The sequence below is a fragment of the Natrialba asiatica DSM 12278 genome (genome assembly GCF_000337555.1).
Classification (GTDB): domain Archaea; phylum Halobacteriota; class Halobacteria; order Halobacteriales; family Natrialbaceae; genus Natrialba; species Natrialba asiatica.
In genome coordinates, this window is the sequence record NZ_AOIO01000041.1 from 87,790 (window position 1) to 109,238 (window position 21,449).

Sequence of the window (21,449 nt, forward strand, 5' to 3'; positions counted from 1 at the left end):
AGAGGGAGACGCTAACCGGAACCACCAACTACTGATCAGGAGCGCCAAGATTACTGCCAGTCTACCGACTACTGCTTCATAGGAAACACCGATCCCGCCGGTCGATCCAGTTATCGCCAATCCAGAGAATAGACCAGGTGACCGAATCTCAGCCGTCACCTCAGTCGAAAAGCTCGGCGAATAACTTTGGAATAGGTCTCAGTTGCCATTTCCGACGAACCGCCGTGCACGACCCCAGATCGAGTCACCGTCATCAGCACCCGTCTCATCTATCTCGGGTTCGAATATTGATCACGACGCTCGAGTACCTCTTGATAGTCACTGAGTTGCTCTCGAAGCGCTTCATTAGTCGCCTCAAGTTCGTTGATACGGTCGTCTTTCTCCCCGAGTGTTGCCTCGAGTTCGTCGACGCGGTCGTCGATGCCGAACTCGCTGGCACGGGGCGATCGAGTCGTGTTTCGACCTTGCGATGGCTGACGTCAGCGCCGAAATCCTCGAGCGAGGTCGCAACACTTTCTTCGGTCGGTTCGAGTCCACCGTCAGCGGTGAACCTGTCTGTTGTTGGATCGTAATCTCGGGTCGATCTGTTATCTGGAAAAACATCCACCCCTCTCGAGGGTACAAACAACACTCTCAGATCTTCGCAGGCGTCGTAATCGGTGGACCAGTCACGACTCCTCACGAAGTTCTTCAGCTCGTGGCCTAGCTGTTTGAGGATCGGAAGGCGTTGTTGGTGCTGGTTTTCGTAGGCGACACACGCCTGAAGTGTCTCCATGTCGGTGATCGTCGCGATTCCCGCATCAATGATCCGGGGATTCGATGACTCGAGGCGCTGCTGGGGCGTCAGCGGCTCGTTAGTGCGATTATGTTCTGACATCGTAGAATTCTCTCACCCTTCGAGGAGAGAAACAACGCCACAAGACGGTGCCTCTGGTCTGACAACCACATTGAAGCAGCGAGAGGGTCTCGCCGTTCACGTTCCTAGTAGTGCTTTAACCGTCGATTGATGGATTCAGTATTCTCCAAGACTGGAGAGAGGGTCATTATCTGATAGAAACGGCGTGCGAGATATAGAGGTTGGATTCAGTATACTGGTTAGCGCCGAACATTGGAAGGATCTTGCCCCTATATTGATATGTAAGCGACTCCACCTTCGATGATAGGATGGACATCCTTTCGTGGAACGTGCAGGGAGCTTTTCCCCCTTATACCCCGATTGAACGAATAGAAAACCAACTTCAATACCTTGAGGAGAGTGTTGATTATCCAGACATCATTGCGCTCAACGAGGTCAGCCGTCATCGACGTGATGTGTGGATTGATAAATTGAACGACATTGGGTATACAGAGGTTGTGCACACGCTTGATTGGGCTGAAGAACTAGGTGAGAGCGAGATCCCTCCGCACCAGGATTATAACCACGTGAATGGAAATCTCACTGCTGTTCATGACGACTTTGTCGGGAGCAACCTCACCCGCTTACAACCGAGTATTCGGTACGGCCCCTGGGAAGGGGCAGACCTGAAAGATTGGGATACGAACGTGCCTGAGAAAATCCTCAATGCTACGGTAGAGTTCAATGATACTACCCTTGAACTCTGGAATGTTCGTGCTGTCCCTGGGAGTATGCACGGCGAGGAGAAAATTAAGATTCTCGAAAACACCTATAATCGGATCGCCAAGGGTAGCAAGTCACTATGCCTCCTTACTGGCGATTTCAACGCCCCAGATAGGGAATTGGCAGATGGAACAACTATCCCATGGCGACACCATGAAGACGGGAAAATTGCTCGTCGATGGCAGAAAGCGGAGTTGAATATTCTCACTGGGCTGGAAGAGAAGGGGATGATCGATGTATTTCGGGAGCAGCATGGTTATGGCAAACTTGACATTCTTGATGTGAGCCACGCCACCCAAACTGATGATCCGTTAGCGGTCACACCTGAGGATATCCAAGGGAAGCGGTTCGACCATATGATTGCTTCTGCTGAACTGAACCCAAAAGATTGTTATTACGACCAAGACGGCTTCGGTTGTAGTGACCATGCTCCGATGATTGCAACTTTCGAGGTATAATTCGATCATAGTCGATAACCGATACGTGCCGTGTATCTCGCATGTGGTAGGAGAACTATTTGTTCTTGGACGTCTGGGTGCGAGACAACGAACTCATCAGTCTACGATTGACGCAACGCTATATTTAGCGGTAGTGCGTGTTTGCTCTCGGACTGTCAGGACTCGGGCCGTGCCGGGGTAACTGACACTGAGTACACTCCCAGATCGGTGAGCCGGGAATCTCTGGAACTGGCACTTCATCGAAGCCACCGAACGTGTGGTGCGTCGCCTCACCGCAAGACTGACACTCTAGATTGCGACGGGTTCGCCCCTCACGAGGAGGGTTCTCGGAGCGATCCGGTGGGGAGACGTGTTCGAGGGCGATCGCGGGAACGATCCAGGTGCGTGTTGGCTCCTCACGTCGCGGATATTCGTCAGTATCCCAGTTGGAACTGGTTCGCTCGAGCGTGCCGCCGGCAATTAGCTGTCCGACCTCCTCGATGTCAGTGATTGGCTCGCCTTCAGCGTCGAACAGCACTGGCTCGAGCGTCGGTCGGTTTCCCTCGGTGTTGGCGGTACTCTCCTCAGCAGCTATAGTGTAGTCGTGGCCGGCGTTCTGGCGGATGAGATCGAGCTGGCGCTGTCCTTCAGTCGTGTCGAGGTCAGCGGCACCAGGCAATTGACCCCATTCACGAGAGAATCGCGTCACGAGCTCGCCCTTGAGGTCAGCAATCACTTCGCACTCGTCGATACCGTCGATAGAGGTAGTGAAGGGATTGCTAGTCAATCCTCTGAAGATGACTTTGGCTTTGCTAATGGCATTGTGATCAGTTTTCGCGTCGACGAGGACGTGAATCAGCCCAGTGAGCTCGCGCTTGGTGTCAGGTTGGACCGTCAGATCACCGTAGTCGAGGCTGTTCGTGAGACAGAAGTCGCACTTCGTCCGGTTGTGTGCGATATCTGTGCCACACTCGCACTGATTCTCAGCGGTGGAGCCGTCCTCGTAGGATGCTGATTCAGGAGCGTCTGGATACTCCACGTGATTGATTTTGAGGGAGTTGTTGATGCGTTCGTAGCTGCCGTCGTCGACGGCTCTCGAGTCAGTCACATCGGGGGCAATACTTCCTTCGTCTTCGGGAGCGAACTCCCAGCGGTCGTCAGCATCGTAGTTCATGGTGTTGTGGAACTCTTCGTGTGTCGTCAATTTTCGCTCTTATCCCTTCCCTCGTGAATCTCCGAGTAGTGGAGTGAAAGTGAAACAACATTTTGTCTATAGATCAAAAGAATTATCTATACGTATTAGTTGGTTTATATGTGGGGAGGCCGGGCGGTTGTCGTCCGTTCGGCTGTTACCTGTCAGAGGCACCCTCACCCGCGCTTTCCGTATGTTTTGTTTCCCACCGTAGAGCATGAGTCGCTAGTCCACTCGTCTCCATCTCAACAGTTCCTATATCCCTCTTTGAGGGTCGAATAGCGCTCTTTCGAAGTGTCCGTTCACTCCGAAAACCGGGTCAGTCGAATCTCAGCGTCTCCTCCGGACAAAAGTAACAGTCGCACTTCTCGAACGGATCTCCTTAACACGTTTGGCAATGCCTCCGCCTACTGCTGCTCCCACAGCATCTCGATGCGTTCCTCGATGTGATCAAGGACGAGGCGGCTCACGTCGCGGTGGTCGTCCGGCCACTGAGCGTTCTCCGCATCGATGCGGCTAGCGGCCGGTGGTGGATGGAAGTGATCCCGTGAGTTGTGTGCGTTTGGGTGCCGATCCCATCGACACTTCCAGTCGCTGTCCCGCCGCTGCTCCTGGTAGTGGAAGTTGAAGTCGTCGTTGCGATACCAGCGAATCTCAAAGCGAGCAGACGCCTCGTTCGGATAGTAGTCGCCTGACAGCTCGACGCGGAGGTGCAACTTCCCCTCCTTGACGATCTCCGCCGATTCGAACATGCGACGCCCAACGAATCGGGAACGCATTCGTTCCAACACCGACCGGTCTATCGGTGCGGGACTCGAACCATCATCCGTCGGCACCATCTCAGCTGTGCGACGGGGCCGTCGAGCCGGCGGCCTTTGTTCTGGCGCGTTCGTGTAGGCGACGCTCCTCGATAAGGGTGGCCCAATTACTGAGTTCCACGTACACGTCATCAATCCGCTCCGCGTCGAACTCAAGGACATCGACCTCGGCGGGCGAGTCGACCCCATATTCCCCGCGGTATTCCTCGATCCGGTCGGTCAATTCCGACACGTGGGCCTGCAACTCGTCGACAGTGTTCTCCCGCGCCAGCTTGTTGACCCGCCGCCACTCGAAATAGTCATCGTTGCGCTCGTACCTGACCGGCCGGCCCTCATGCCGAATGACGATGCCGAGGTCGGCGTAGAAGGACAGGTGTGTCCGTGCCGACTCCCCAGAACAGTCTGCTCGCTCGGCGATCTCGGCGGCCGTCATCGGCTCTCGAGCGTGTAACACCGCACCGTACACGCGCTGCTTCGTGTCCTCGCCTTCGAACGGTCTATCGAACGGAGGTGGGCCGTCGTGACGGACATCGTCTGTCATACTCCTACCAACGGGATTAACACACATATTTCTTCCTCTGGGCAAAATATATCGCTCAAAGTCATAGTCACTCGCCGTGTACCCCAACCATCTTCGACCCCACGCTCGCCGCCACCCACGCCATCGTGTTCTGGATCTCGATCGTCACGGTGAGGATCAATCCTCCTCGGTGTTGCTGTCTGCGCTGAGTCCGTCGTAGGGCAGTATCTGTTCCTCGCTGTCCCCGTCTCCGACGGGCGGCTCTCGAGAGAGGGGGACGTCTTCGTCGAACGTGTGTTCGTATACGTCTAGGAGTGGCATGATGATCAGTCTTGGAGAGCGTGTATCGCTTGTACACGCTCCTTCCACCCCTCTGAGGGGGTGAGCAACACCACAATCGATCGCGTCGAAAGCGCAGAGGGCTACAGAGAACCCAAGTGGTACAATCGAGAGACTCTGTTGGAATACTTAGAATATGATGGGTTTGGCGCCCTCTGCGGTAAGTACAGCTGACTTAGTTATTGGTCTGTTGTTTACCAGTTATTTCGTTGAACAATGAATTAACCCTAATCTCAATTTCATCGCGGATCTCCCGTACCGTCTCAAGATCCTTTCCGTGGGGATCAGCAAGTCCCCAGTCACGGTTTTCACCGCTCCATGTGGCTGGACAGACTCCTTCTGCGGAACACCCCATTGTAATTACGTATTCACAGTCTTGGAGATCATAATGTATAATCTCTCGAGGTGTTCGATTACGGAGGTCGATATCTTTCTCTTGCATAACCTCGACCACTTCCTCGTGAACGGAATTGGCTGGCTGCGTGCCACCAGTCCTGATCTCGATAGAATCGGCTAACTTCCGGACGTTCCGCTCGCGCTCAGCGAAAGCAAACGCCATCTGCGAGCGGCCAGCGTTCTGCACACAGACGAACGCGATACGTGTAATGTTCTGACTCATGGTTGTTGATTAGTCGTCTTCTGAGACGGCTGTTTCGGTCGGATCGACTATCTGTCCCGTCTCAAAGCCATCCCAATCGAATGCACGCTGGAAGTACAGTGCCACATGGACGAGTGCGAGTAAGACGGGTACTTCGATGAGCGGGCCAACGACGGTCGCAAAGGCAACGCCAGATCCGACACCGAAGACGGCGACCGAGACGGCAATCGCCAACTCAAAATTATTCGAAGCCGCTGTGAATCCGATTGCTGTCGTCGTCGAGTAGTCTGCACCAATACCGCGACCCATGCCGAAGCTCACGAGGAACATCACGACGAAGTAAATCGTCAGTGGGACGGCAATCAACAGAACGTCTGCGGGGGCCGCGACAATGTTCTCGCCCTGCGTGGCAAACATTACAATGATGGTGAACAGCAGTGCGATCAGCGTTAATGGGTCTATTTTCGGGATAAATTCGTCGTCATACCAGTCCTCGCCCTTTGTTCGTGTTCCGACATACCGAGTAAGGAACCCGCCCGCAAAGGGGATACCAAGGAAAATTACAATCGCTGCGAACACTTGCATCGGCGTGATATCGAAGGTCGTAATCCCGTCAACAAGCGTCTCCATGCCCAATAGCGGTGGAAGGAAGAGGGCAAAGAACCAGACGTACACTCCGTAGGTGATGATCTGGAAGAGACTATTGAACGCGACTAAGCCGGTTACATACTCAGTCGATCCTTCCGCAAGTTCGTTCCAGACCAGCACCATCGCGATACACCGGGCCATTCCGATGAATATCAGTCCAAGGAAGTACTCGGGACGAGCCGGTAGACCGGGCACGAGTCCGCTGAAGAAGACGACTGCAAGCCCGAACATTAGCGTCGGGCCAATCAGCCAGTTCTGAATGAGGCTCAACCCGAGAACCCGCCAGTTACTAAATACAGTTGGAAGCCGTGAGTAGTCCGCCTTCGCTAACGGGGGGTACATCATCAAGATGAGACCAATCTCGACGAGATGGAGGTCCTGAATTGGCCCAGTCACTGACGGAGCAGCATAGCCGAGGCCGACACCGATTGCCATCGCACCGAAGATCCAGACGGTGAGATACTTATCGAGGAAATCCATCGACCGTGGATCGCCACAGCTCTTACAGCCGCAGTTCGGGCCGTGTTCGTGGGTCGCGTTACTCATCGCTCACGCTCCCTTCGAGGACTGTTACGAGGGCAACAGCGCGGTTGGTCGCTCGGTACTTCTTCCAGCGTCCGTCTTTCCGGCTCGAGACGAGTCCCGCCTCGACGAGTGCTGAGAGCGCATGACTGAGGCCACTCTCGGTCACATCAACGACAGCGTTCAGTTCGCAGACGCAGAGTTCCGCTTCTGCGGCGACAAGAACGCGAACGAGCGTATAGCGCGTCTCGTTGGCCAGCGCAGAAAGAACGTCGAGTTCGGCGTTGACTTGTTCCGCTCCAATCGCTTCCTCGAGCGTGCTGAGTTCGTTGAGCCGTTCTTCGACATCTTCGCTGCGACACTCTCCGAGTTCGTCTTCGAGATATCGTTGGAGTCGCTCCGTCGCTTGTGCCATCACTAATTGATTGAGTGACGATTCAATTAATGCTTCCGGTAGAAATCCATGGTGACGAGCCTAATACCCTGTAATACGGATATCAGACCGCATAATTAGAAATACCCCAACGCTTTTAGTTGAGAGATATCTAAACTCTGCTATGGAAAACAAGCAGAGAGTCGAGTCCAGTCCTGTTCGTGTCAGTGAAACCAGTCGGAAGCAACGGGACGGATCAGAGTTCGTTGGTGCGTTCGGGAAGAAAACCGGGAGTTCTGATCTTGTCTTTATTGAGGGCTTGCTCCCAGAACAGGATGGCGAAGTCGCTCGTAGCGAACCACCATCGCAGCAATTAGAAATCTGTCTCCAAAACTCAAAGCGGAACTGAACCGATATGGCAAAGACCCATCTCATGTTCTTCAATTAACGTTGTATCTTGCAGATATGGACGCGTATGAAGACGTCAATGACACTTACGAGCAGTTTTTCGCTAAGACATGCCCTGCACGTACAACAGTGGGTATCTGTGAACTCCTTGGTGGTGCAGCAGTGACCGTTGAGGGCTACTCGTATTCGACTTGCTCAGTTACCATGACTCACCTCCTCCGCTAGCCCGGCCCCTGCTCCATGATATCGCTCGCGCTGGGATCGGCAGTTCGGACAGGCGTGGAGCGTTCCGGTGTTGTCCGCAAATACCCGCTTGTATTGTTCTGTGACGTGCGCGCCGCAGTTCGAACACTCAGGCATCATCAGGCCCCATGTCCGTCTGCTTGTACATGGTGATCGTCGTCTCGATCTCAGTGATCGCACCTGAGAGAGTCAACGGCTCGGCCAGGTGCTCCTCGAGCGTTTGCAGATCGGCCAGTACTGCTTCGAGTTCGGCCTGCACTCGTTCGTCAGACCAGCTGTCGGTGGACTCGCTCATCGCGACTCACGCTCTGGGCAGCCGGGCGCATGCGACAGGTTGTCCTGTCCACCGAGTTCGACCAGCAGTTCGCGTTCGCAATACGTACATCGGACGTACTCCTTCCCGCCCTGTTCCGGCGGTTCGACATGCTGCGTGTACGTCGGTTTCTCGGACTCACTCCGAGTAGCCTCGGCGGTTACGGTCCCGCCGTCAGGAACCAACCACTCTGTACGAGCAATCACCTCGGCTTCCGCACGCAGGCGCAGTTTTCGGCCCGTATCGGTTTCATAGTATTCGGATCGTTGTACAATCTGTTTCAGCTCTCTGAATCGGCTCATCTGTCAAACCCTCCACCCCTCTCGAGGGGAGAACAACACCACCGAACGGCAAGGAGGACGTCCAGTGCTGTCGCTAGGTGTCTTCGTGTCTAATTGAGCGCTAGTCAGCTTCTGCGGTCACTGTCTCTCGATCCCACGCTGGCTCCCACTCGTTCTCATGCCCGTCAACGTGGTCTGCATACGCCGAAAACCAGTAGCGATCGTAGCCACGAGACTCGGTCCCAAGCCACTTGCCCGACGCGAGCGCGCCGTACTCATCAGTCTCAGGAATCGGCTCAGCCTCTTCGACGGACCACGTGTACTGGCTGTCGAACTCGGCGATGAAGCCCTGGTCGCCAGACGCTTCACGCAGCGTACACCGAGTGTTGCAGGTCACACAGAAAACGCCCTGATAGACAAGGTGTGTCCATTCATCGGAGCCACAGACAGGACACTCCACCGTGTCGAACGCACCAGCATACCGATCTTCAGTATCGACGATCGCCATCACCCGTCACCTCTCTCTGGACCGATCCGCGTCACGCGTCCGATCCTGGCGTGGGCGCCAGCCAGTACCAGCGAAACGTGCTCGAGCATCGAGATATCGGTCACGATCGTGTTCCCGTCCTTCTGGAGGACGAGGACACCGCTGTCGTGGACCCAGACAGAGATGCCGATGCCCCAATGATGCCATCGGTCAGCCGAGAGTGCTCTCGACGGAAGTGAGAGACTCCCGTCACCGCGATCGATCGCCGCCTGCACGCCCTGGCGAAGCGCCCACACTTGCGACTCGGTGAGCGTGTCCTCGGGTGCGTCACTCTCGTCGACGTACGTCAGCAGATCGGCCACCATCACGCCTCACCTCTGATGATCCGATCGACCTCAGCCAGTTCACGCGCTTCAGCGGCCTCGTCCGCATATCCGACGTCGGTGGCATAGCTCTCGAGGACGGCCACGGCTCCATCGTCGTCCGTGGCTGCTCGTTCGAACAGTTTCTCAAGGACGGTGACGACCACCCGATCAGCGACCTGGCGGCCAGCATCGGCTACCTCGCTCTCGATACGACCAAGCCGTGACTCGGGATATGCGTAGGTTTTCGAAGGCCTGGACTTCAGGCTCGAACAGTAGACGACATCAAACACGCGATCGTCGTTGGTTGTGTCGAATCGTGAGTTCCCGTAATTATCGAGTAGATTGTAGTTGTTTGCCTCGGACCACTCGGCTACGGTCTGGCCAGTATCTGCGATCACGTGGACTGGCCGCCCCTGTGCGAGATCCAAACAGACGTCACCAAGTTTGATCGACTGTTCGCTCATCGGCTCACCTCGTCGTCACTGAGAGTGCGAGCAAGCGTTGCGGCCTGCTGTTCAATCGGCTCGTGGTGGGCGTGTCTGACGTTCAGGAGCGCAAGGTGCGCCCCAAGCCCCCACAGCTCTGCCCGATGCAGCTCGTCAGCAAACTCCGTGAGAACGTCGTCAGTCGTCTGGCGACCATCAGTGAGACCGTTGATCCGAGCTGCAATCTGATGAGGGATTGCATCTCGACAAGAAGGATCTCGTCCTGTGTAGTCGGCCATCGTCTCGACGAGTCCCGCAAATGCCTCAACACGTCCGTCGACCGTGACGTCCCACTCTTCGAGGTCGTCCTCGTCGACGGCGTACGTCACAGCGTCGGGTTCCTGTCTCTCGAGGAGAGCCTCGAGAGCCGCTCGCTTCCAGCTGCGGTAATCGTGGAAGCCCCAGAACGTGGCGAACTCCTCGAGCGTTTCGATCGAGTACTCGATTGAGATGTCGGCGCGAACACGCTCGGTTGTCTCGTCACTATGGTCAGTGATCCGAGTGACCGGCCCACTGGCAGTCGCGAGGAACCGCCGTGGAAGCGGCGTCGTGTAGTCGGTTGACTGCTCGTTATCGGGTGTTTCCGTTGGCTGTGCTGCCGTATCGTCTACTCGTGACATCTGTGATACCCTCCATTCCTCTCGAGGGTGCAACAACACCACGTGCGGTACGTTCGTGCGGTAACTTACGGAGCCAACAAATTCATTCTGGCTAGCTCTGTGGAAGTCATTTTTTCTCGGACGCCTATCACAGTGAAACGCCCGATCACTACAGGTGCTTACTGACCGTTTAGACCTTCAAACAACCAGCAAAGCAATTCGAACCTCCTTATTTCGAGGGAACACCTGTAGTTTCTTATATAAACAGCTATACCGGCCGTTCACAATAGACAGTAGCGTAATGTCAGATCGAACTGAAAGGGAGGTCGTCCATCGGGATCTAGACCCTGATGGCGATAACCCATCAGTGCAGGTTGTTGAGGAGATCATGGATTTTGAAGGTGCAGATGCTACCGAACTACCCACGATTTACGACTGTATAGACGGAATGCTCAATGAACTCTTTTCTAATCCACCGTCACCAGAGGCCCAAATGGAAGTCAAGTTCAGTTATCACGGGTATCGAATTACTGTCAAACAGAATGGTAACGCGAAGTTCGTGAAAACAGGGTAAATTCCTCCCTCCTATAGCTTGGGAACACTCAGTAAATTGCTTATTGAGACAGTCAAGCTTATCATCTACAGGAGGTTTCCACAGAGCTTTTTTGACCTACACTTGCAGGTATTCAGTTCGCGAATCCGCTGTACGTTGCGTGCAGTCTCGAGAACGGACGTTCGGATCGCGACCGCAACCCGATGTTTGCATGCACCTTGGTAGTGTTCGTCTGCTGGACACGGACAGCTGTGCGGCAAGCCGTCCTCGATCGTGACCAGATACTCATGGTCCCCGGGATTTGCGTGGCTGGCGTTGCGAACGAGGACGCCCTGTGCGACAAGTTCGAACTCGAAGGCTTCGTACTGGGCGCGTCGGAGCGTCCGCTGGGTCGGTTCAAGTCGCTCGATCGGATGTGCTGATGGTGATATTGACATAGGCTAGGTGTAACTACCGGTAGACTGGTCGATCGTGTCGAGTCACGCGCTCTCGCAGTCGGAGCAGATGAGTTGAACGCCAAGATCACGGGCAGTTTCACAGCTCTGGGTCGGAACAAGCCCGAACTTTCCGCAGTAGTCACAGCTCGTGTTAGTGTGCTCAGACGCGTCGAATACGTCAAAGCGGGAATGCTCGACGGTCGAATCGGACTCGGTAGTGAACTCAACGGCGAGTGGATTCGTGATCTGGCTGGCAGTTTGCATCGTCTTTGATCCCTCTACTCCTCGTGAGGAGCGAACAACGCCACCGGCTGTACGTTCGTTGCGAGGCTGTTGGCTCAGACGATCAGCTTTGGTCCCCGCGACGAGAGGTCGACCTCGCCGTTCTCTCGCTCGTCTTCCGTCAACAGATCGTATTGCTCCTCGAGGCCACTGCAGACGGTTTCTGCGATCTCGAGTGTTGAGACTTCGGCTTCGATCGATCCCCAGTCCGGATTTGCGTTCGGGTAGACAGCCACTTGATACGTGACGCCGAAGCGATCACGCCAGCTTACAGAATCTCTGCGGTAACGGTTGTGAAAAAGAGTATCAAAAGAGCAACTTTATAACCAGAGAGTGGCAGGAAACTAATGAAATCAGTCCACGCATCCCCTTTCGGTAGTCATCAATGACAATCACTTCACAGGATCTAAGAACTGCGGAAGTTCAAATCGGCCAGTTTGGAGCTCAAGATGAGCTGACAGCAGACCTTCCAAATGTTCTTCAGAATATGCTTCATGAATTCGCTGATCGAGATGGTGTACCTGATGATCTTACCTTAAGTGAGAGACGGGCAAAAAAGATCTGTGATACCTGTAACACAGGGAACTATTCGCTTGATATTGCGTCTCGGTTAACAGCTGAGCTAAGCGATTACCCGTTCAAGGCCTGTTATGAAGACAGTCTCATGATAGATGAGTTGAAGGCGGTCGCAGAAGATGACAACCGCTCGTTGCCGGCGGTGCAAGTTTCTCCCGCCTATTTTCAATACTGTCAAGGATATTCTGCGCAAACCGATTCTCGAAATAGCGGCAAAGAGCTATACGTTCTTGTGATGAACGTGAACCACACCGAAGTACTGCTTTACGACCCATACCGGTTTCGGAACAAGGGCCAAGGGAATATGGAGCCAACCCAGATCGATAAAAATGATTTTGAGGAGGTCTGGCTTGGTAAGTACGAAGTAACGAGTACGCTATGGGTAGAGGGAACAGATCAACAGCGGATATCTCAATTCAGCACATGAGCCAATCAAGACTGGAACCAGAGGTCGTTCACATTCCTCGTAGTGAGGAGTACCCCTTGGAAAATCTCATTGAACGAAAGCTGAAGCAAATATATGGCTCAGGGACATACATATCCGACTACTACGAAACTGAGGAAGGGAATCTGTCTATCAAAATCGGGAATTCCTTCCCCAAGGATGTAACCGACTGTAGACCAGGGGAAGAACCGGTTATAAAATTCATTGACATCGATGGTATTGCAGAGCTGACTGGCGAGCAGGTGGACTCGAGGTACAAGATCCAAATCAAATCTCGAGAAGAAGTGTCTGAAGGGCTTACTAGGGAGAAGCGGAAGCTGCGTGAGGATCTGGGTGATGCTATGGCGCGGGCGACTTACGATAAGATTGCTCAGACACCGGCTGTAGAGAATCAGCTTAATCCTATTAAACAGATTCTTCGGTGGACAAGGCTGTATCATCCGGCGTCTTTTGAGGATGTTAGGGATGCTCAGGACAAAGATGATGGGAAGACTCTGCAGTACGTACAGACCTTAGAAACTCTGGGGTTCATCAGGTTTGATGGGAAAAAGCTGTATGCTGAGGATCCTCTCAACAAATATGATCTTGATGACATCTCCACTAAGAAGTTCAACGAGAAAATACTTGGAGAGGTTGTTGAACGCGGATACAAGCAGTTGAGTGAACAATTGGGCTTGAATATCCTGCGTCATTTGCCTAAATTTGCGAACGGGTACTATTTCGATGCGATCGAAAGGAATGATCCGGACCTTCATTTGGATCTCGATTCGATCCGGTCGAATATTGTCGATCTCTACGGCTATCAGTCGGGGCTGCATGATTGGGTGCTCCGTGACAAAATGGATGAGCTGGTTTCATTGAAGATCCTGGATGATGAGGAGGACTATTACCATGCGAATGAGAAAACGTTTTACAAAGTAGCTGAAAGAACAGCGGTCTGAATGGTGTCCTAGCTAGTTTGTTCTCCCAGTTCTTGGATGAAAAGTTCGACTTCACGGTCGGCAGGGCACATCTGGCGTAATGATTCTGGCGAGTCTGTGCCCTTGATGGTGCTAAGAAGGCTTGATAGATGGTCTTCAGATACTTCGTCTTCGAGATGGTGTCGGAATCGGTCGGGGTTTTGCTCCCGATGAACGGAGAGTTCGACAGCAGCGATCGCTAAATTCTTTGCAATGAGTTCATCGGTCTCGTATATTGAGGATAAGACAGAGAGTAGGCTCGATTGGAGTTCAGTAAGAATGTTGTGCTCTATCCCTTGTGCATCAGCGTTCTCTGTTTCAGAGACTTGGAGTTTATTTATCAAGTTCAGCAATATTGTGTCAATTCTGTTGATCGCGTTTTTGCTGGTTCGGCGGCGGAGACCCTTGCTGATTTCTTCGCGCTCTGTGATTGTTTTGAGATTGTTTATGGTATGTGATAGGCCGCCTGAGACGACGTCTCTTCGTTCTCCAGAGAGGTAGTCGATGTAGTCTTGATCGACAGGGTCTGTTGTCGTTATGTCCTCGCAGATACGCAGTCTCGAGGAGAGAATTGGCTCGATCAGATTTGTCTCATCGGCATCTATAGCGGTTGAGACTAAGTCGCTGTATGATTCGAGCAGTTCAGGCTCGATATAGTTGATTTCGAATGCCTGTAAGTGGATGGAGGCGAGTTCGTCGAGTCGATTATTCACTGGTTCTGTGTATCCTTCTTTGATCAGGAGGTTGGTGAGCTTTAGATGTGTAGCGTTAAGCAGTTCTATCCGTCCTTTTTCTCCGTTGGTCCCGATCTCGATGCATGTTCTCCAGTGTTCGAAGATGTAGGCGCATTGCTGGTTGATATCGCTATTATCTGTGATCTCGAGGTCTGTTTCTGTGTCTTCGTTTTCGGAGTTTGTGATGGGGTAGTTTAGGAGGAAGTCTGAGATCATGTTGCTCATGTAGTAGATGGATTGACGTACTGTGAATTCGTCATCTCGGTTGGAAGAAGAGATCAGTACTTGTTCGATAGTAAGCAAGGGTGTGCGTTTTGGCGGTTCGATATTCTCTATTGTGGAGGGATTGAGTTCAGACTGGTCTTGGATCAAGCTCTCTGTGTCGGCATTATCAGCGGTTCGTCGAAGAATGGTTTCTGGGGCGACGAGATCTGCCATCACCTGTTGTATAGGTATTAGTGAGAGCAGGCATACAGTTGCGACTCCCACGGGGATACCAAGTGTTGTATTGAGGTTGAGTCCATGCTGGAATAATGGGTCTGAGAGTGTTATTAGATGAAGTAGGTCCAATAGAATTGATGAGACATATAACAGTATGAGGCCGGTCAATATATTCGGTCTTCCAAACTGCTCCAGGGTCAGCGGGCTGAATACATTAGCATTTACTTGGAGGCTGAGCAGGAACACTGAGATGACGATCGCTAAGAAGGATCCTTGGACTGTGGCCAGCAGTATGAGTGCTCGGGCAGGGGTTTCAATGTCTCGAGCGATATAAGCAAAGAGAAGCCCGACAAGAGCGCCTGCGCCTAAAACTAATAAGAAATCAAGATGGTTATCGTCCATATTCGGTAATCTCACGCACATGTTGCCAAGATGGTTTCGGTTCTATAGAGAGTGATCAGAGAATCAGTGAGCGCCGGAAGTGGGAAGACCAGTATCTCTGAGGTGCAGCTGAGATTTAGTTTAGCTGGTATTGCTCGAGTGTTTCTTGCAGATCAGTGAATGCACTTTGTGCTGTTTCTTCGCTGGTTGCCCCGGCAATGATCGTCTTACCTGAGGCGAAGATAAGCAGTACACAGCTTGCGTCTGTGGGGCGGTAGACTAGCCCGGGGAATTGTTCTGGTTCGTATTCGGTTTGTTCGAGGCCGAGGCCGATTGCGAGAGCTTCCAGGTTCTGGCTTTTCTCGAGGTCGGCTACGAAGACATAGTTCTGGATAGTGAATGGGGTGTCGGAAGGGTCTGAGACTACGCCCATCTCAGTGAGAAGGTTGAGAAACCGGTCTCGGTACTGGTGTGCTTGCTCCCGGGATTTTGCACCTGTGACGATGTATTTCCCGGTACGGTAAATGGTGATGAGAGGTGCATCGTCGCTGAATCGGAGGTAGACTCCAGGGTATTTGTCAGGGTCGTAGTCGGCGATCGAGGGATCCAAGTCATCTACGAGCTGAGAAAGCTCTATTTCGATGTCGAGAGAACCAGATTCTACGACGTTGACAACATCTATATGTCGAATTTACTCTTTCTGCTTGGCAGTTTCTTCTACGATCTCAATCTCTTCGTCAGTCAACTTGTACAGTTCATAGACTATCTCGTTGATTAGGTCATTTGTTCTGTCGATCTTTTGCTCCAATTCATCGGCGTGATCCTTTACCTGAAGATAACTATCTAATCCACTCTCGATATCACTGATTTCGGGAAGCGTAAGCTTCCGCAGACGATCCACTAAGGAATTGGTCTTAGTTGCTGTCTCACGGAAGTTAGCGAACCCGCCTGCTTCGCTTATGGCTACCGGCACAAATTCTTCAATCAAATCTGCCTCAGTCTCAGAGAGATCGGTGATTTGTAGAGCCGGCTTGAGATCGGTTTCGGTGTATCCCCACTGGTCTGTCTCATAGTCACCTTCTTCTTCGTCTTCCGGCTTGTAGCGTGCGGTCAGCTGTATCTCGATAGAGGTTGGTGACTCACGGACTACTTCTACGGTTCCAACTTTGAGCTTTTCACGGTCCTCTGCTGTATCAGTTAAGATAGAGTCTGACGAGCCTGCTGGCGGTTGAGAGAGCCCGACTTCTGACAGCGTTTGGCCATCTGAGTAAGATCCAAGATGGTCGAGGAGTGAGAGATTGCAGTTTTGATACTGTGAATTGAGATCAGTTATTTCTTGAGCGAAATATGCGAGCAGGTCATGGATGACGTCAGTACTGTTCTCGTTGATGTGCTGTTCTACTAAGCTCAGTACTTCACTGGTATCGCCCGTTTCTAACGCAGACTCGTAGGCGGAGATCGCATTTTCAAGTAGAGATTTGCGTTCAGCTTCAGGAGTGTTAAATTGGATTTCCCGAATGGGAAGCTGCTGGAAGTATTGCTTAGTGCAGGTGATATAGCCCCCTCGGAAGACATTGCTGATCGATTGTAGGCACATGAACAGCAGGTTCGAGTTGATAAGTGAAAGGACATAAAGCTCAGAGTAGTCAGTATCCTCCACAAGGGAGATGGCGAACCCGCCGCTAGCCATGAGAATGTAGTCGGATTGTGGTTCCGGATATTTCGAGAAGGAAGGCGAATCAGCGAGAAGCGGGATTAGCAGTTCTGCTTCATCATGGATACTCAGGTTCCGCGGTGCACTGTAGTCGTACCAGTACGAGTAATCTGCTCTATCCTCCAACAGATCTCGGTTCTCTTCCAAATAGCTCCATGCCTGCGGATAGTTGGTAGAGAACTCGTCTTCAGGTATTAGATTGTAGTCTGAGTCATAAGGCCAGATCAAGCATTTGTCCTCAGGATCGGTGAACGTGTATTTTCCGAAGTCAGTAGAATGAATGGGTTTTCTCAGCACCTCCGTTTCAATGTTGAACGTCTCGGATTTGGCGTCTGAGGTACAAACTGTGATACTGTTGTGTTGGTCTTCCTTTTGCAATTCGAAGACGCTGTCGTCACCGGAGCTGGTTCCGCGCCCGATCGCTGCAGCGATTTCTTCTAATGGCTGGGCCTTGCTTTCTGCCTTGTTGATTATGGTTTGTATCTCTCTGCGGTGGAAGTTCCAGCTCTCACCAGAGAGCGATTCATTTTCAAAGGTGTTTTTGTCCCATTCATCTGAGTCTTCGAGTTCTCGAATAGTGCCGGGATCGCTATCGTCTTCAAGTTTCCAATGGGGGAACGCTTCCTCTTGTTCTTGGCCTTCTAAAAAGAGTAGTGTGGTGTATGTGGTTGCAGCTCCTGCGAACACTTGGTTAGATCCGAAATCGGCGATACCAGAGATCTGTTTGTTTGTGGCTAGTTTATTCCGGAGTGCTTCCCCGTAATCGACTTGGAATACTTTGTTGGGAATAATATATCCAAATTTCCCTTCATTGTTGAGTAGATCGGCCCCTTTTTCGATAAATAGCACGTACAAATCGTAGTTCCCGATCGCAGTATCATAGACTGACTTGAAATAGCCGGTGAATTGCTTGGGCAGCCGCTGGATTGGCGAATATGGCGGGTTTCCGATTACGGCATCGAATCCTGCGTTATCGCGTTTCTCACCTTCTTCGTCGAAGAAAACTTCTGGATATTCGAGTTCCCAATGGAAGAAGACGGTATCGGAATTTAGAGCTTGTGCGGACTTGAACCAGTCTTTCTCTTGGATCTCGCTCCATTTGTCATCATCATCGATCGCTGCCGCCATTTGCTCATAGGCATCTTGAGGAACATCTAGATCGAATCGTTCGGCTGTGTGTACGTTGGTCAGCTTGAACAGCCGTTGGTAGAGAGGATCGTCCCGGATTTGATCGTAGATCTCCTCCATAGACTTGACGTCTTCCAGGGTTTCGTTGTCGATTTCGAGGAGTTCCTGCATCCTCTCCATGACGTGCTCAAGAGTTTTCTGGCGGACTATTGCCCAAGCTTGTGTGAGGGTGATCTGACCGTCATCATTGTTGGGCGACCCGTTTGACAGTACTTCGGTGACATCAGAGCCGATTAACGAGTTGCCAGTCTTCAGGTGATGGTCGAGGAAGGCGAGTGGGCGGTCAGCTGCTAGGGTATCGAGCCACATTGAGAGTTTTGCGAGTTCGACAGCCATCCCGTTCAGGTCCACGCCGTAGATGCATTCTTTGGCGATCTCCCGGCGGATGTGTTGCTCGTCGAACGCAACACCCATCTCGGTTTCAATCTCTCGGACCTCGTTCATCACCTGTTCTGTGAGGTAGCCGGTCGCCCTGGTGAGGAAGTGCCCGCTCCCCATCGCAGGATCCAAGATCTTCAGATCGGTTACATGGCGGAGAAACGGCCCTAAGTACTCCTGTGTTCCTGGTTCGAAGCCTTGCTCGATCAAATCCTCTCGGACCTCATTGACTAAGGGATCAACAGTTTCCTCAACGATGTGAGTCACCACATAGTCTGGAGTGTAATATGCGCCTGTGGCCTTACGCTCGCCTTCATCATTGACAACGTACAGGCTGTCCTCAGGAACGGTTTCAACTGCGTCAGCTACAGTGACCTCGGTCGCAGGCTTCCAGACTTGGCCACCATCCTCCTCGACTGCCGCGTAATCTTCAGGAGCGATCCGGAACTGGTGCTCCAACAGGCCTTCATACACACTTCCGAGATGCCGAGTATCTAGGTCTGCGTAATCCGCTAAAACATACCGGCCCTCACTGTTTTCGGTGGTCGACAACCTGTAGATGACCTCAGCCAAGTGCCGGTTGCTGACCGAGTTCTCAGCAAGGAACGTATGGTTCTCTCGGTCGAACAATCCGCCGTTGTATGGAGGTATCCCCAGTGACTCCTCACCTTTATCGATCAGTCTGAAGAGATCCTCGAGTCGCCGCCACATCGTTGTGGAGTGCTCGCTGTACTCGTTTTCGAACCCTTGGTCCACTTCCCCGATTGTATCATGGATTTCTAATCGGAGCTGGTCCAGACTGAAGTTGTTCTCATATTCTTTGATTGCGTCCTGCCCTTCAGGATGGATCAGGTTCCGAGATTCAGCGTACAGGACGAACATCAAGCGGTACAGCAGCACTAGTGACTGCTCTTTCAGTTCGTTTAGGCCATCGGTATTATCTGGGTCGATGTCCAGGTTGTTCGACTCGATGAAGCCGTGTCCGAGGACTCGTAATGCGGTGAAGACGTTGTCTTGAAGGTCTTCGCCCAGCTGCTGAGATGCTGTCTCGCTCTCAGACCAAACCTTTTCCAAGAAAGTGGAGCCTGATGCCCCACGGAGTGCTTCTGGCCGGAAAAACAGGTAGAAATATTTGAACTGCTCCAGATCACCTTGGCTGAGCAATTCGGGTAAGTCGACTTCGTAGTAGGTTTTGGTCTCGTAGTCTTTAGTGCCGTATAGCCTCCATTTCCTACCGTTAGTAAGAATACCCCATTCGATGTCCCCAACGTTCTCGAGGTAGTGTTTGACTTGGTGGGATGCGTCTCTGTAAGGGCGTTGTTCGCTGAAACGGACATTGAAGTCTGCATCCCATTGTTTCGCCTCGACGATTCCAATGCCTTGGTTGAAGAGGTCTGTCGTGTCGTCGGTATCTATATTGACCAGCGCTGCGTCTCGTCTTTTCTCCTCGTTTTCGAAGAGAAGGATGTCAACATAGCCGTGGCCTTCTGGTAGCGTGGTTTCGACTTGGGTGCCGTAGCCGAGGATGTCGAGTACTTCGTCGATCCAGTTGTCGATCAGTGCGTCTTCTTTGTAGCCTTCAACGAGATCTCCCTCTAACTGATAGAGTGATTGAAGCTCACTCATAGCCTCTTCTGCTTCGCTGTCGCAATCCCATTCGGGACGGTGTCTTATGCGTTCATCAAGGTAGTGGCTTGAGAAGAGATTGGAGTTTTGGTAGGCTCGGTCGGTGATAGTAAGCTGACTCATTCGCGTTAACCGTAGCTACGTAATTGAAAGGTCATAGAATTACTGAAGATCAGAAACGACATCGGCGGTGTTGGCATTAAGGGTCAAAGTTTGGTACTTTGATTGTCTGATACATAAGTAGCAGAAAGAACGGATATCGTCTGGCGTTATCGTTCCAGACTACTTCCGAACGCCGCGATTCCGTTGTTCCAACTGTCATCGAAGAGAATCAGACGCTCCTCGACGCCGCCGACGCATTTCTCGAGACAATCCTCCCGCCAGAGCGATACAGTGATCCCGACGACCCCTAGGCAGCGTACTGTTCTGGCCGCCGGACCCCCAGCGATTACTCAATCACTACCGAGTTGGATCGTGGCTGCGACTAGCAGTTGCGCTCACAGCAATAGGACCTACCGGGAACAACTAGACCGTGCAGATGGGCCCACCGCTCGAGCAGCAAGCGCTTTCTCAGACAACTCGTAGGATTTAGGATTTAGGATTTAGGATTTAGTGAACCGAGATCGCGCTGCCAGTTTAGCTGTTGTTCTTCCGGCTGGGGACGCCGTAATCGATGTGGACTTCCGGTGTGCTCGGTGATTCGGATGCAGCGGTTCCGTTCCAATCGAGAACATGCACGTTCGCCAGTTCTCCAGAAAACCGGAACCGTTGGACTCCAGTTTCGATCGTCCCCTCGACAGCATGTTCCGAGACCACTGTGGGTTTCTCGAGCGGGTCAGCCTCAACTGGTTCGATATCACCATCGACGCTAATTTCGTAGTTGGATGGCACTCCACGACCGATTACTGTAACAATATTTGTCATCGTTCTCCCACTTGGCATACAGTGGTAGACTCAATTTTGCCAGTATAAGCCTTCTCATTGGCAAAACGGTCGAAATTTCCAACGTTCTCGAAGGAACGAATATGGGTTGGACTACAACTCGACGTACTGATCTTCCCATTCTTGTCTATCCTGCATCGCTTGCTCCCCTGCGTCGCTGATCGCGTAATAGTTCGTCCGTCGATCGAGTTCGCCCTTCTCGACCAACTCCTTGTTGACAAGCGTGTCGAGGTTTGGGTACAGCCGGCCGTGATTAATTTCACTCTCATAGTACTCCTCTATCTCCTCTTTGACATCTTGGCCAGACGGTCGGTTGGCACCTGCGATCACGTACAGGAGGTCTCGTTGGAAGCCGGTGAGGTCATCCATATTACGAGAGTATTCAACGATGCTGCATTTGACTTCTTTCCACGGAGAATTGTATGTCTTCGCACTGTGAAGGTAGAAGGGTGCCATAGAACGATCCGCATGACGTTATTCTCACCCAATCTGGTTCGAACTATCCGTTCACTACACTCGCCTACGTACCTTTTTCCGCCTCGGGATT

At 52.3% G+C, this 21,449-nt stretch carries 25 protein-coding genes and 1 pseudogene; 5 read left to right on the forward strand and 21 right to left on the reverse strand.

The features are described from left to right. Window positions 1–668 precede the first annotated feature (668 nt). A pseudogene (locus C481_RS23235) lies at window positions 669–877 on the reverse strand (hypothetical protein). Window positions 878–1,164: 287 nt separating this feature from the next. Here C481_RS23235 and C481_RS19955 point away from each other — a divergent pair. Continuing rightward, on the forward strand, window positions 1,165–2,076 hold the full coding sequence (locus C481_RS19955; protein WP_006111151.1) for an endonuclease/exonuclease/phosphatase family protein: 912 nt from the start codon (window positions 1,165–1,167) through the stop codon (window positions 2,074–2,076). 124 nt (window positions 2,077–2,200) lie between these two features. On the opposite strand, the gene C481_RS19960 is transcribed toward C481_RS19955, so the two are convergent. From C481_RS19960 to C481_RS19985, 7 genes are all read right to left on the reverse strand, one after another. Beyond that, window positions 2,201–3,229, reverse strand: coding sequence for a hypothetical protein (locus C481_RS19960; RefSeq protein WP_049904794.1), 1,029 nt, complete (start codon window positions 3,227–3,229; stop codon window positions 2,201–2,203). 425 nt (window positions 3,230–3,654) lie between these two features. Next, window positions 3,655–3,999 carry a hypothetical protein gene (locus tag C481_RS19965; protein WP_006111153.1) on the reverse strand — a complete coding sequence of 115 codons (345 nt, stop codon included), beginning with the start codon at window positions 3,997–3,999 and terminating at the stop codon, window positions 3,655–3,657. Between the two features lie 88 nt (window positions 4,000–4,087). Continuing rightward, window positions 4,088–4,606, reverse strand: a complete 519-nt coding sequence (locus C481_RS19970) for a DUF7342 family protein (protein WP_006111154.1) — start codon at window positions 4,604–4,606, stop codon at window positions 4,088–4,090. Window positions 4,607–4,762: 156 nt separating this feature from the next. After that, on the reverse strand, window positions 4,763–4,906 hold the full coding sequence (locus C481_RS22365) for a hypothetical protein (protein WP_006111155.1): 144 nt from the start codon (window positions 4,904–4,906) through the stop codon (window positions 4,763–4,765). Window positions 4,907–5,099: 193 nt separating this feature from the next. After that, window positions 5,100–5,543 carry an arsenate reductase/protein-tyrosine-phosphatase family protein gene (locus C481_RS19975; RefSeq protein ID WP_006111156.1) on the reverse strand — a complete coding sequence of 148 codons (444 nt, stop codon included), beginning with the start codon at window positions 5,541–5,543 and terminating at the stop codon, window positions 5,100–5,102. A 9-nt stretch (window positions 5,544–5,552) separates the two neighbouring features. Next, the gene (gene arsB / locus C481_RS19980; RefSeq protein ID WP_049904796.1) at window positions 5,553–6,716 is read right to left on the reverse strand and encodes an ACR3 family arsenite efflux transporter; all 1,164 of its coding nucleotides are present in this window, start codon (window positions 6,714–6,716) and stop codon (window positions 5,553–5,555) included. Beyond that, window positions 6,709–7,107, reverse strand: a complete 399-nt coding sequence (locus tag C481_RS19985) for an ArsR/SmtB family transcription factor (protein ID WP_006111158.1) — start codon at window positions 7,105–7,107, stop codon at window positions 6,709–6,711. Before C481_RS19985 ends, arsB begins: the two co-directional genes overlap by 8 nt. 408 nt (window positions 7,108–7,515) lie before the next feature. On the opposite strand from C481_RS19985, the gene C481_RS22820 reads away from it, so the two are divergent. Then, window positions 7,516–7,698 carry a RidA family protein gene (locus C481_RS22820; RefSeq protein WP_241434721.1) on the forward strand — a complete coding sequence of 61 codons (183 nt, stop codon included), beginning with the start codon at window positions 7,516–7,518 and terminating at the stop codon, window positions 7,696–7,698. On the opposite strand, the gene C481_RS23350 is transcribed toward C481_RS22820, so the two are convergent. The 6 genes from C481_RS23350 to C481_RS20015 form a co-directional block, all read right to left on the reverse strand. Continuing rightward, window positions 7,669–7,836, reverse strand: a complete 168-nt coding sequence (locus C481_RS23350) for a DUF7563 family protein (RefSeq protein WP_449406464.1) — start codon at window positions 7,834–7,836, stop codon at window positions 7,669–7,671. The two genes, C481_RS22820 and C481_RS23350, sit on opposite strands and share 30 nt — an antisense overlap. Beyond that, window positions 7,826–8,011, reverse strand: coding sequence for a hypothetical protein (locus C481_RS19990; protein WP_006111160.1), 186 nt, complete (start codon window positions 8,009–8,011; stop codon window positions 7,826–7,828). The genes C481_RS23350 and C481_RS19990 overlap by 11 nt, the downstream gene beginning before the upstream one ends. 420 nt (window positions 8,012–8,431) lie before the next feature. Continuing rightward, window positions 8,432–8,818, reverse strand: a complete 387-nt coding sequence (locus C481_RS20000; protein WP_006111162.1) for a DUF7567 family protein — start codon at window positions 8,816–8,818, stop codon at window positions 8,432–8,434. Next, window positions 8,818–9,162, reverse strand: coding sequence for a hypothetical protein (locus C481_RS20005; RefSeq protein WP_006111163.1), 345 nt, complete (start codon window positions 9,160–9,162; stop codon window positions 8,818–8,820). Before C481_RS20005 ends, C481_RS20000 begins: the two co-directional genes overlap by 1 nt. Then, entirely contained in the window at window positions 9,162–9,626 is a 465-nt protein-coding gene (locus C481_RS20010; protein ID WP_006111164.1) for a hypothetical protein, read from the reverse strand. The genes C481_RS20005 and C481_RS20010 overlap by 1 nt, the downstream gene beginning before the upstream one ends. After that, window positions 9,623–10,267 carry a hypothetical protein gene (locus tag C481_RS20015; protein WP_006111165.1) on the reverse strand — a complete coding sequence of 215 codons (645 nt, stop codon included), beginning with the start codon at window positions 10,265–10,267 and terminating at the stop codon, window positions 9,623–9,625. The genes C481_RS20010 and C481_RS20015 overlap by 4 nt, the downstream gene beginning before the upstream one ends. A 280-nt stretch (window positions 10,268–10,547) precedes the next feature. On the opposite strand from C481_RS20015, the gene C481_RS20020 reads away from it, so the two are divergent. Beyond that, on the forward strand, window positions 10,548–10,820 hold the full coding sequence (locus tag C481_RS20020) for a HalOD1 output domain-containing protein (RefSeq protein ID WP_006111167.1): 273 nt from the start codon (window positions 10,548–10,550) through the stop codon (window positions 10,818–10,820). A 65-nt stretch (window positions 10,821–10,885) separates the two neighbouring features. Here the strand turns inward: C481_RS20020 and C481_RS20025 are convergent, their stop codons facing one another. Then, the gene (locus tag C481_RS20025) at window positions 10,886–11,236 is read right to left on the reverse strand and encodes an SWIM zinc finger family protein (RefSeq protein ID WP_006111168.1); all 351 of its coding nucleotides are present in this window, start codon (window positions 11,234–11,236) and stop codon (window positions 10,886–10,888) included. Window positions 11,237–11,574: 338 nt separating this feature from the next. Next, complete coding sequence (locus C481_RS20035) at window positions 11,575–11,754, reverse strand: hypothetical protein (protein ID WP_006111170.1); 180 nt, start codon at window positions 11,752–11,754, stop codon at window positions 11,575–11,577. A gap of 149 nt (window positions 11,755–11,903) precedes the next feature. Here C481_RS20035 and C481_RS20040 point away from each other — a divergent pair, with 149 nt between their 5' ends. Continuing rightward, a complete protein-coding gene (locus C481_RS20040; RefSeq protein ID WP_006111172.1) occupies window positions 11,904–12,521 on the forward strand; it encodes a hypothetical protein in 618 nt (205 codons plus the stop codon). Further along, entirely contained in the window at window positions 12,473–13,480 is a 1,008-nt protein-coding gene (locus tag C481_RS20045; RefSeq protein ID WP_152422221.1) for a hypothetical protein, read from the forward strand. Before C481_RS20040 ends, C481_RS20045 begins: the two co-directional genes overlap by 49 nt. A gap of 8 nt (window positions 13,481–13,488) precedes the next feature. Here the strand turns inward: C481_RS20045 and C481_RS20050 are convergent, their stop codons facing one another. The 5 genes from C481_RS20050 to C481_RS20070 all read right to left on the reverse strand — a co-directional run bounded on the left by C481_RS20050 (window position 13,489) and on the right by C481_RS20070 (window position 21,271). After that, on the reverse strand, window positions 13,489–15,075 hold the full coding sequence (locus C481_RS20050; protein ID WP_006111176.1) for a hypothetical protein: 1,587 nt from the start codon (window positions 15,073–15,075) through the stop codon (window positions 13,489–13,491). Between the two features lie 115 nt (window positions 15,076–15,190). Continuing rightward, the gene (locus C481_RS20055) at window positions 15,191–15,745 is read right to left on the reverse strand and encodes a TATA-box-binding protein (protein WP_338043634.1); all 555 of its coding nucleotides are present in this window, start codon (window positions 15,743–15,745) and stop codon (window positions 15,191–15,193) included. Continuing rightward, entirely contained in the window at window positions 15,746–20,083 is a 4,338-nt protein-coding gene (locus C481_RS20060; RefSeq protein ID WP_006111179.1) for an Eco57I restriction-modification methylase domain-containing protein, read from the reverse strand. It lies immediately after the preceding gene. 513 nt (window positions 20,084–20,596) lie between these two features. Continuing rightward, window positions 20,597–20,902, reverse strand: a complete 306-nt coding sequence (locus tag C481_RS20065; RefSeq protein WP_049904800.1) for a hypothetical protein — start codon at window positions 20,900–20,902, stop codon at window positions 20,597–20,599. Window positions 20,903–20,995: 93 nt separating this feature from the next. Then, window positions 20,996–21,271 (reverse strand): PadR family transcriptional regulator, encoded by a 276-nt coding sequence (locus tag C481_RS20070; RefSeq protein WP_006111181.1) that lies wholly within the window; start codon window positions 21,269–21,271, stop codon window positions 20,996–20,998. Between the last annotated feature and the right edge of the window lie 178 nt (window positions 21,272–21,449).

Coding starts and splice junctions, on each gene's coding strand:
- C481_RS19955 (WP_006111151.1), top strand. CDS start 1,165: ATGGACATCCTTTCGTGGAACGTGCAGGGAGCTTTTCCCCCTTATACC.
- C481_RS19960 (WP_049904794.1), bottom strand. CDS start 3,229: ATGAACTACGATGCTGACGACCGCTGGGAGTTCGCTCCCGAAGACGAA.
- C481_RS19965 (WP_006111153.1), bottom strand. CDS start 3,999: ATGTTCGAATCGGCGGAGATCGTCAAGGAGGGGAAGTTGCACCTCCGC.
- C481_RS19970 (WP_006111154.1), bottom strand. CDS start 4,606: ATGACAGACGATGTCCGTCACGACGGCCCACCTCCGTTCGATAGACCG.
- C481_RS22365 (WP_006111155.1), bottom strand. CDS start 4,906: ATGCCACTCCTAGACGTATACGAACACACGTTCGACGAAGACGTCCCC.
- C481_RS19975 (WP_006111156.1), bottom strand. CDS start 5,543: ATGAGTCAGAACATTACACGTATCGCGTTCGTCTGTGTGCAGAACGCT.
- arsB (WP_049904796.1), bottom strand. CDS start 6,716: ATGAGTAACGCGACCCACGAACACGGCCCGAACTGCGGCTGTAAGAGC.
- C481_RS19985 (WP_006111158.1), bottom strand. CDS start 7,107: ATGGCACAAGCGACGGAGCGACTCCAACGATATCTCGAAGACGAACTC.
- C481_RS23350 (WP_449406464.1), bottom strand. CDS start 7,836: ATGATGCCTGAGTGTTCGAACTGCGGCGCGCACGTCACAGAACAATAC.
- C481_RS19990 (WP_006111160.1), bottom strand. CDS start 8,011: ATGAGCGAGTCCACCGACAGCTGGTCTGACGAACGAGTGCAGGCCGAA.
- C481_RS20000 (WP_006111162.1), bottom strand. CDS start 8,818: ATGGCGATCGTCGATACTGAAGATCGGTATGCTGGTGCGTTCGACACG.
- C481_RS20005 (WP_006111163.1), bottom strand. CDS start 9,162: ATGGTGGCCGATCTGCTGACGTACGTCGACGAGAGTGACGCACCCGAG.
- C481_RS20010 (WP_006111164.1), bottom strand. CDS start 9,626: ATGAGCGAACAGTCGATCAAACTTGGTGACGTCTGTTTGGATCTCGCA.
- C481_RS20015 (WP_006111165.1), bottom strand. CDS start 10,267: ATGTCACGAGTAGACGATACGGCAGCACAGCCAACGGAAACACCCGAT.
- C481_RS20020 (WP_006111167.1), top strand. CDS start 10,548: ATGTCAGATCGAACTGAAAGGGAGGTCGTCCATCGGGATCTAGACCCT.
- C481_RS20025 (WP_006111168.1), bottom strand. CDS start 11,236: ATGTCAATATCACCATCAGCACATCCGATCGAGCGACTTGAACCGACC.
- C481_RS20040 (WP_006111172.1), top strand. CDS start 11,904: ATGACAATCACTTCACAGGATCTAAGAACTGCGGAAGTTCAAATCGGC.
- C481_RS20045 (WP_152422221.1), top strand. CDS start 12,473: ATGGGTAGAGGGAACAGATCAACAGCGGATATCTCAATTCAGCACATG.
- C481_RS20050 (WP_006111176.1), bottom strand. CDS start 15,075: ATGGACGATAACCATCTTGATTTCTTATTAGTTTTAGGCGCAGGCGCT.
- C481_RS20060 (WP_006111179.1), bottom strand. CDS start 20,083: ATGAGTCAGCTTACTATCACCGACCGAGCCTACCAAAACTCCAATCTC.
- C481_RS20065 (WP_049904800.1), bottom strand. CDS start 20,902: ATGCCAAGTGGGAGAACGATGACAAATATTGTTACAGTAATCGGTCGT.
- C481_RS20070 (WP_006111181.1), bottom strand. CDS start 21,271: ATGGATGACCTCACCGGCTTCCAACGAGACCTCCTGTACGTGATCGCA.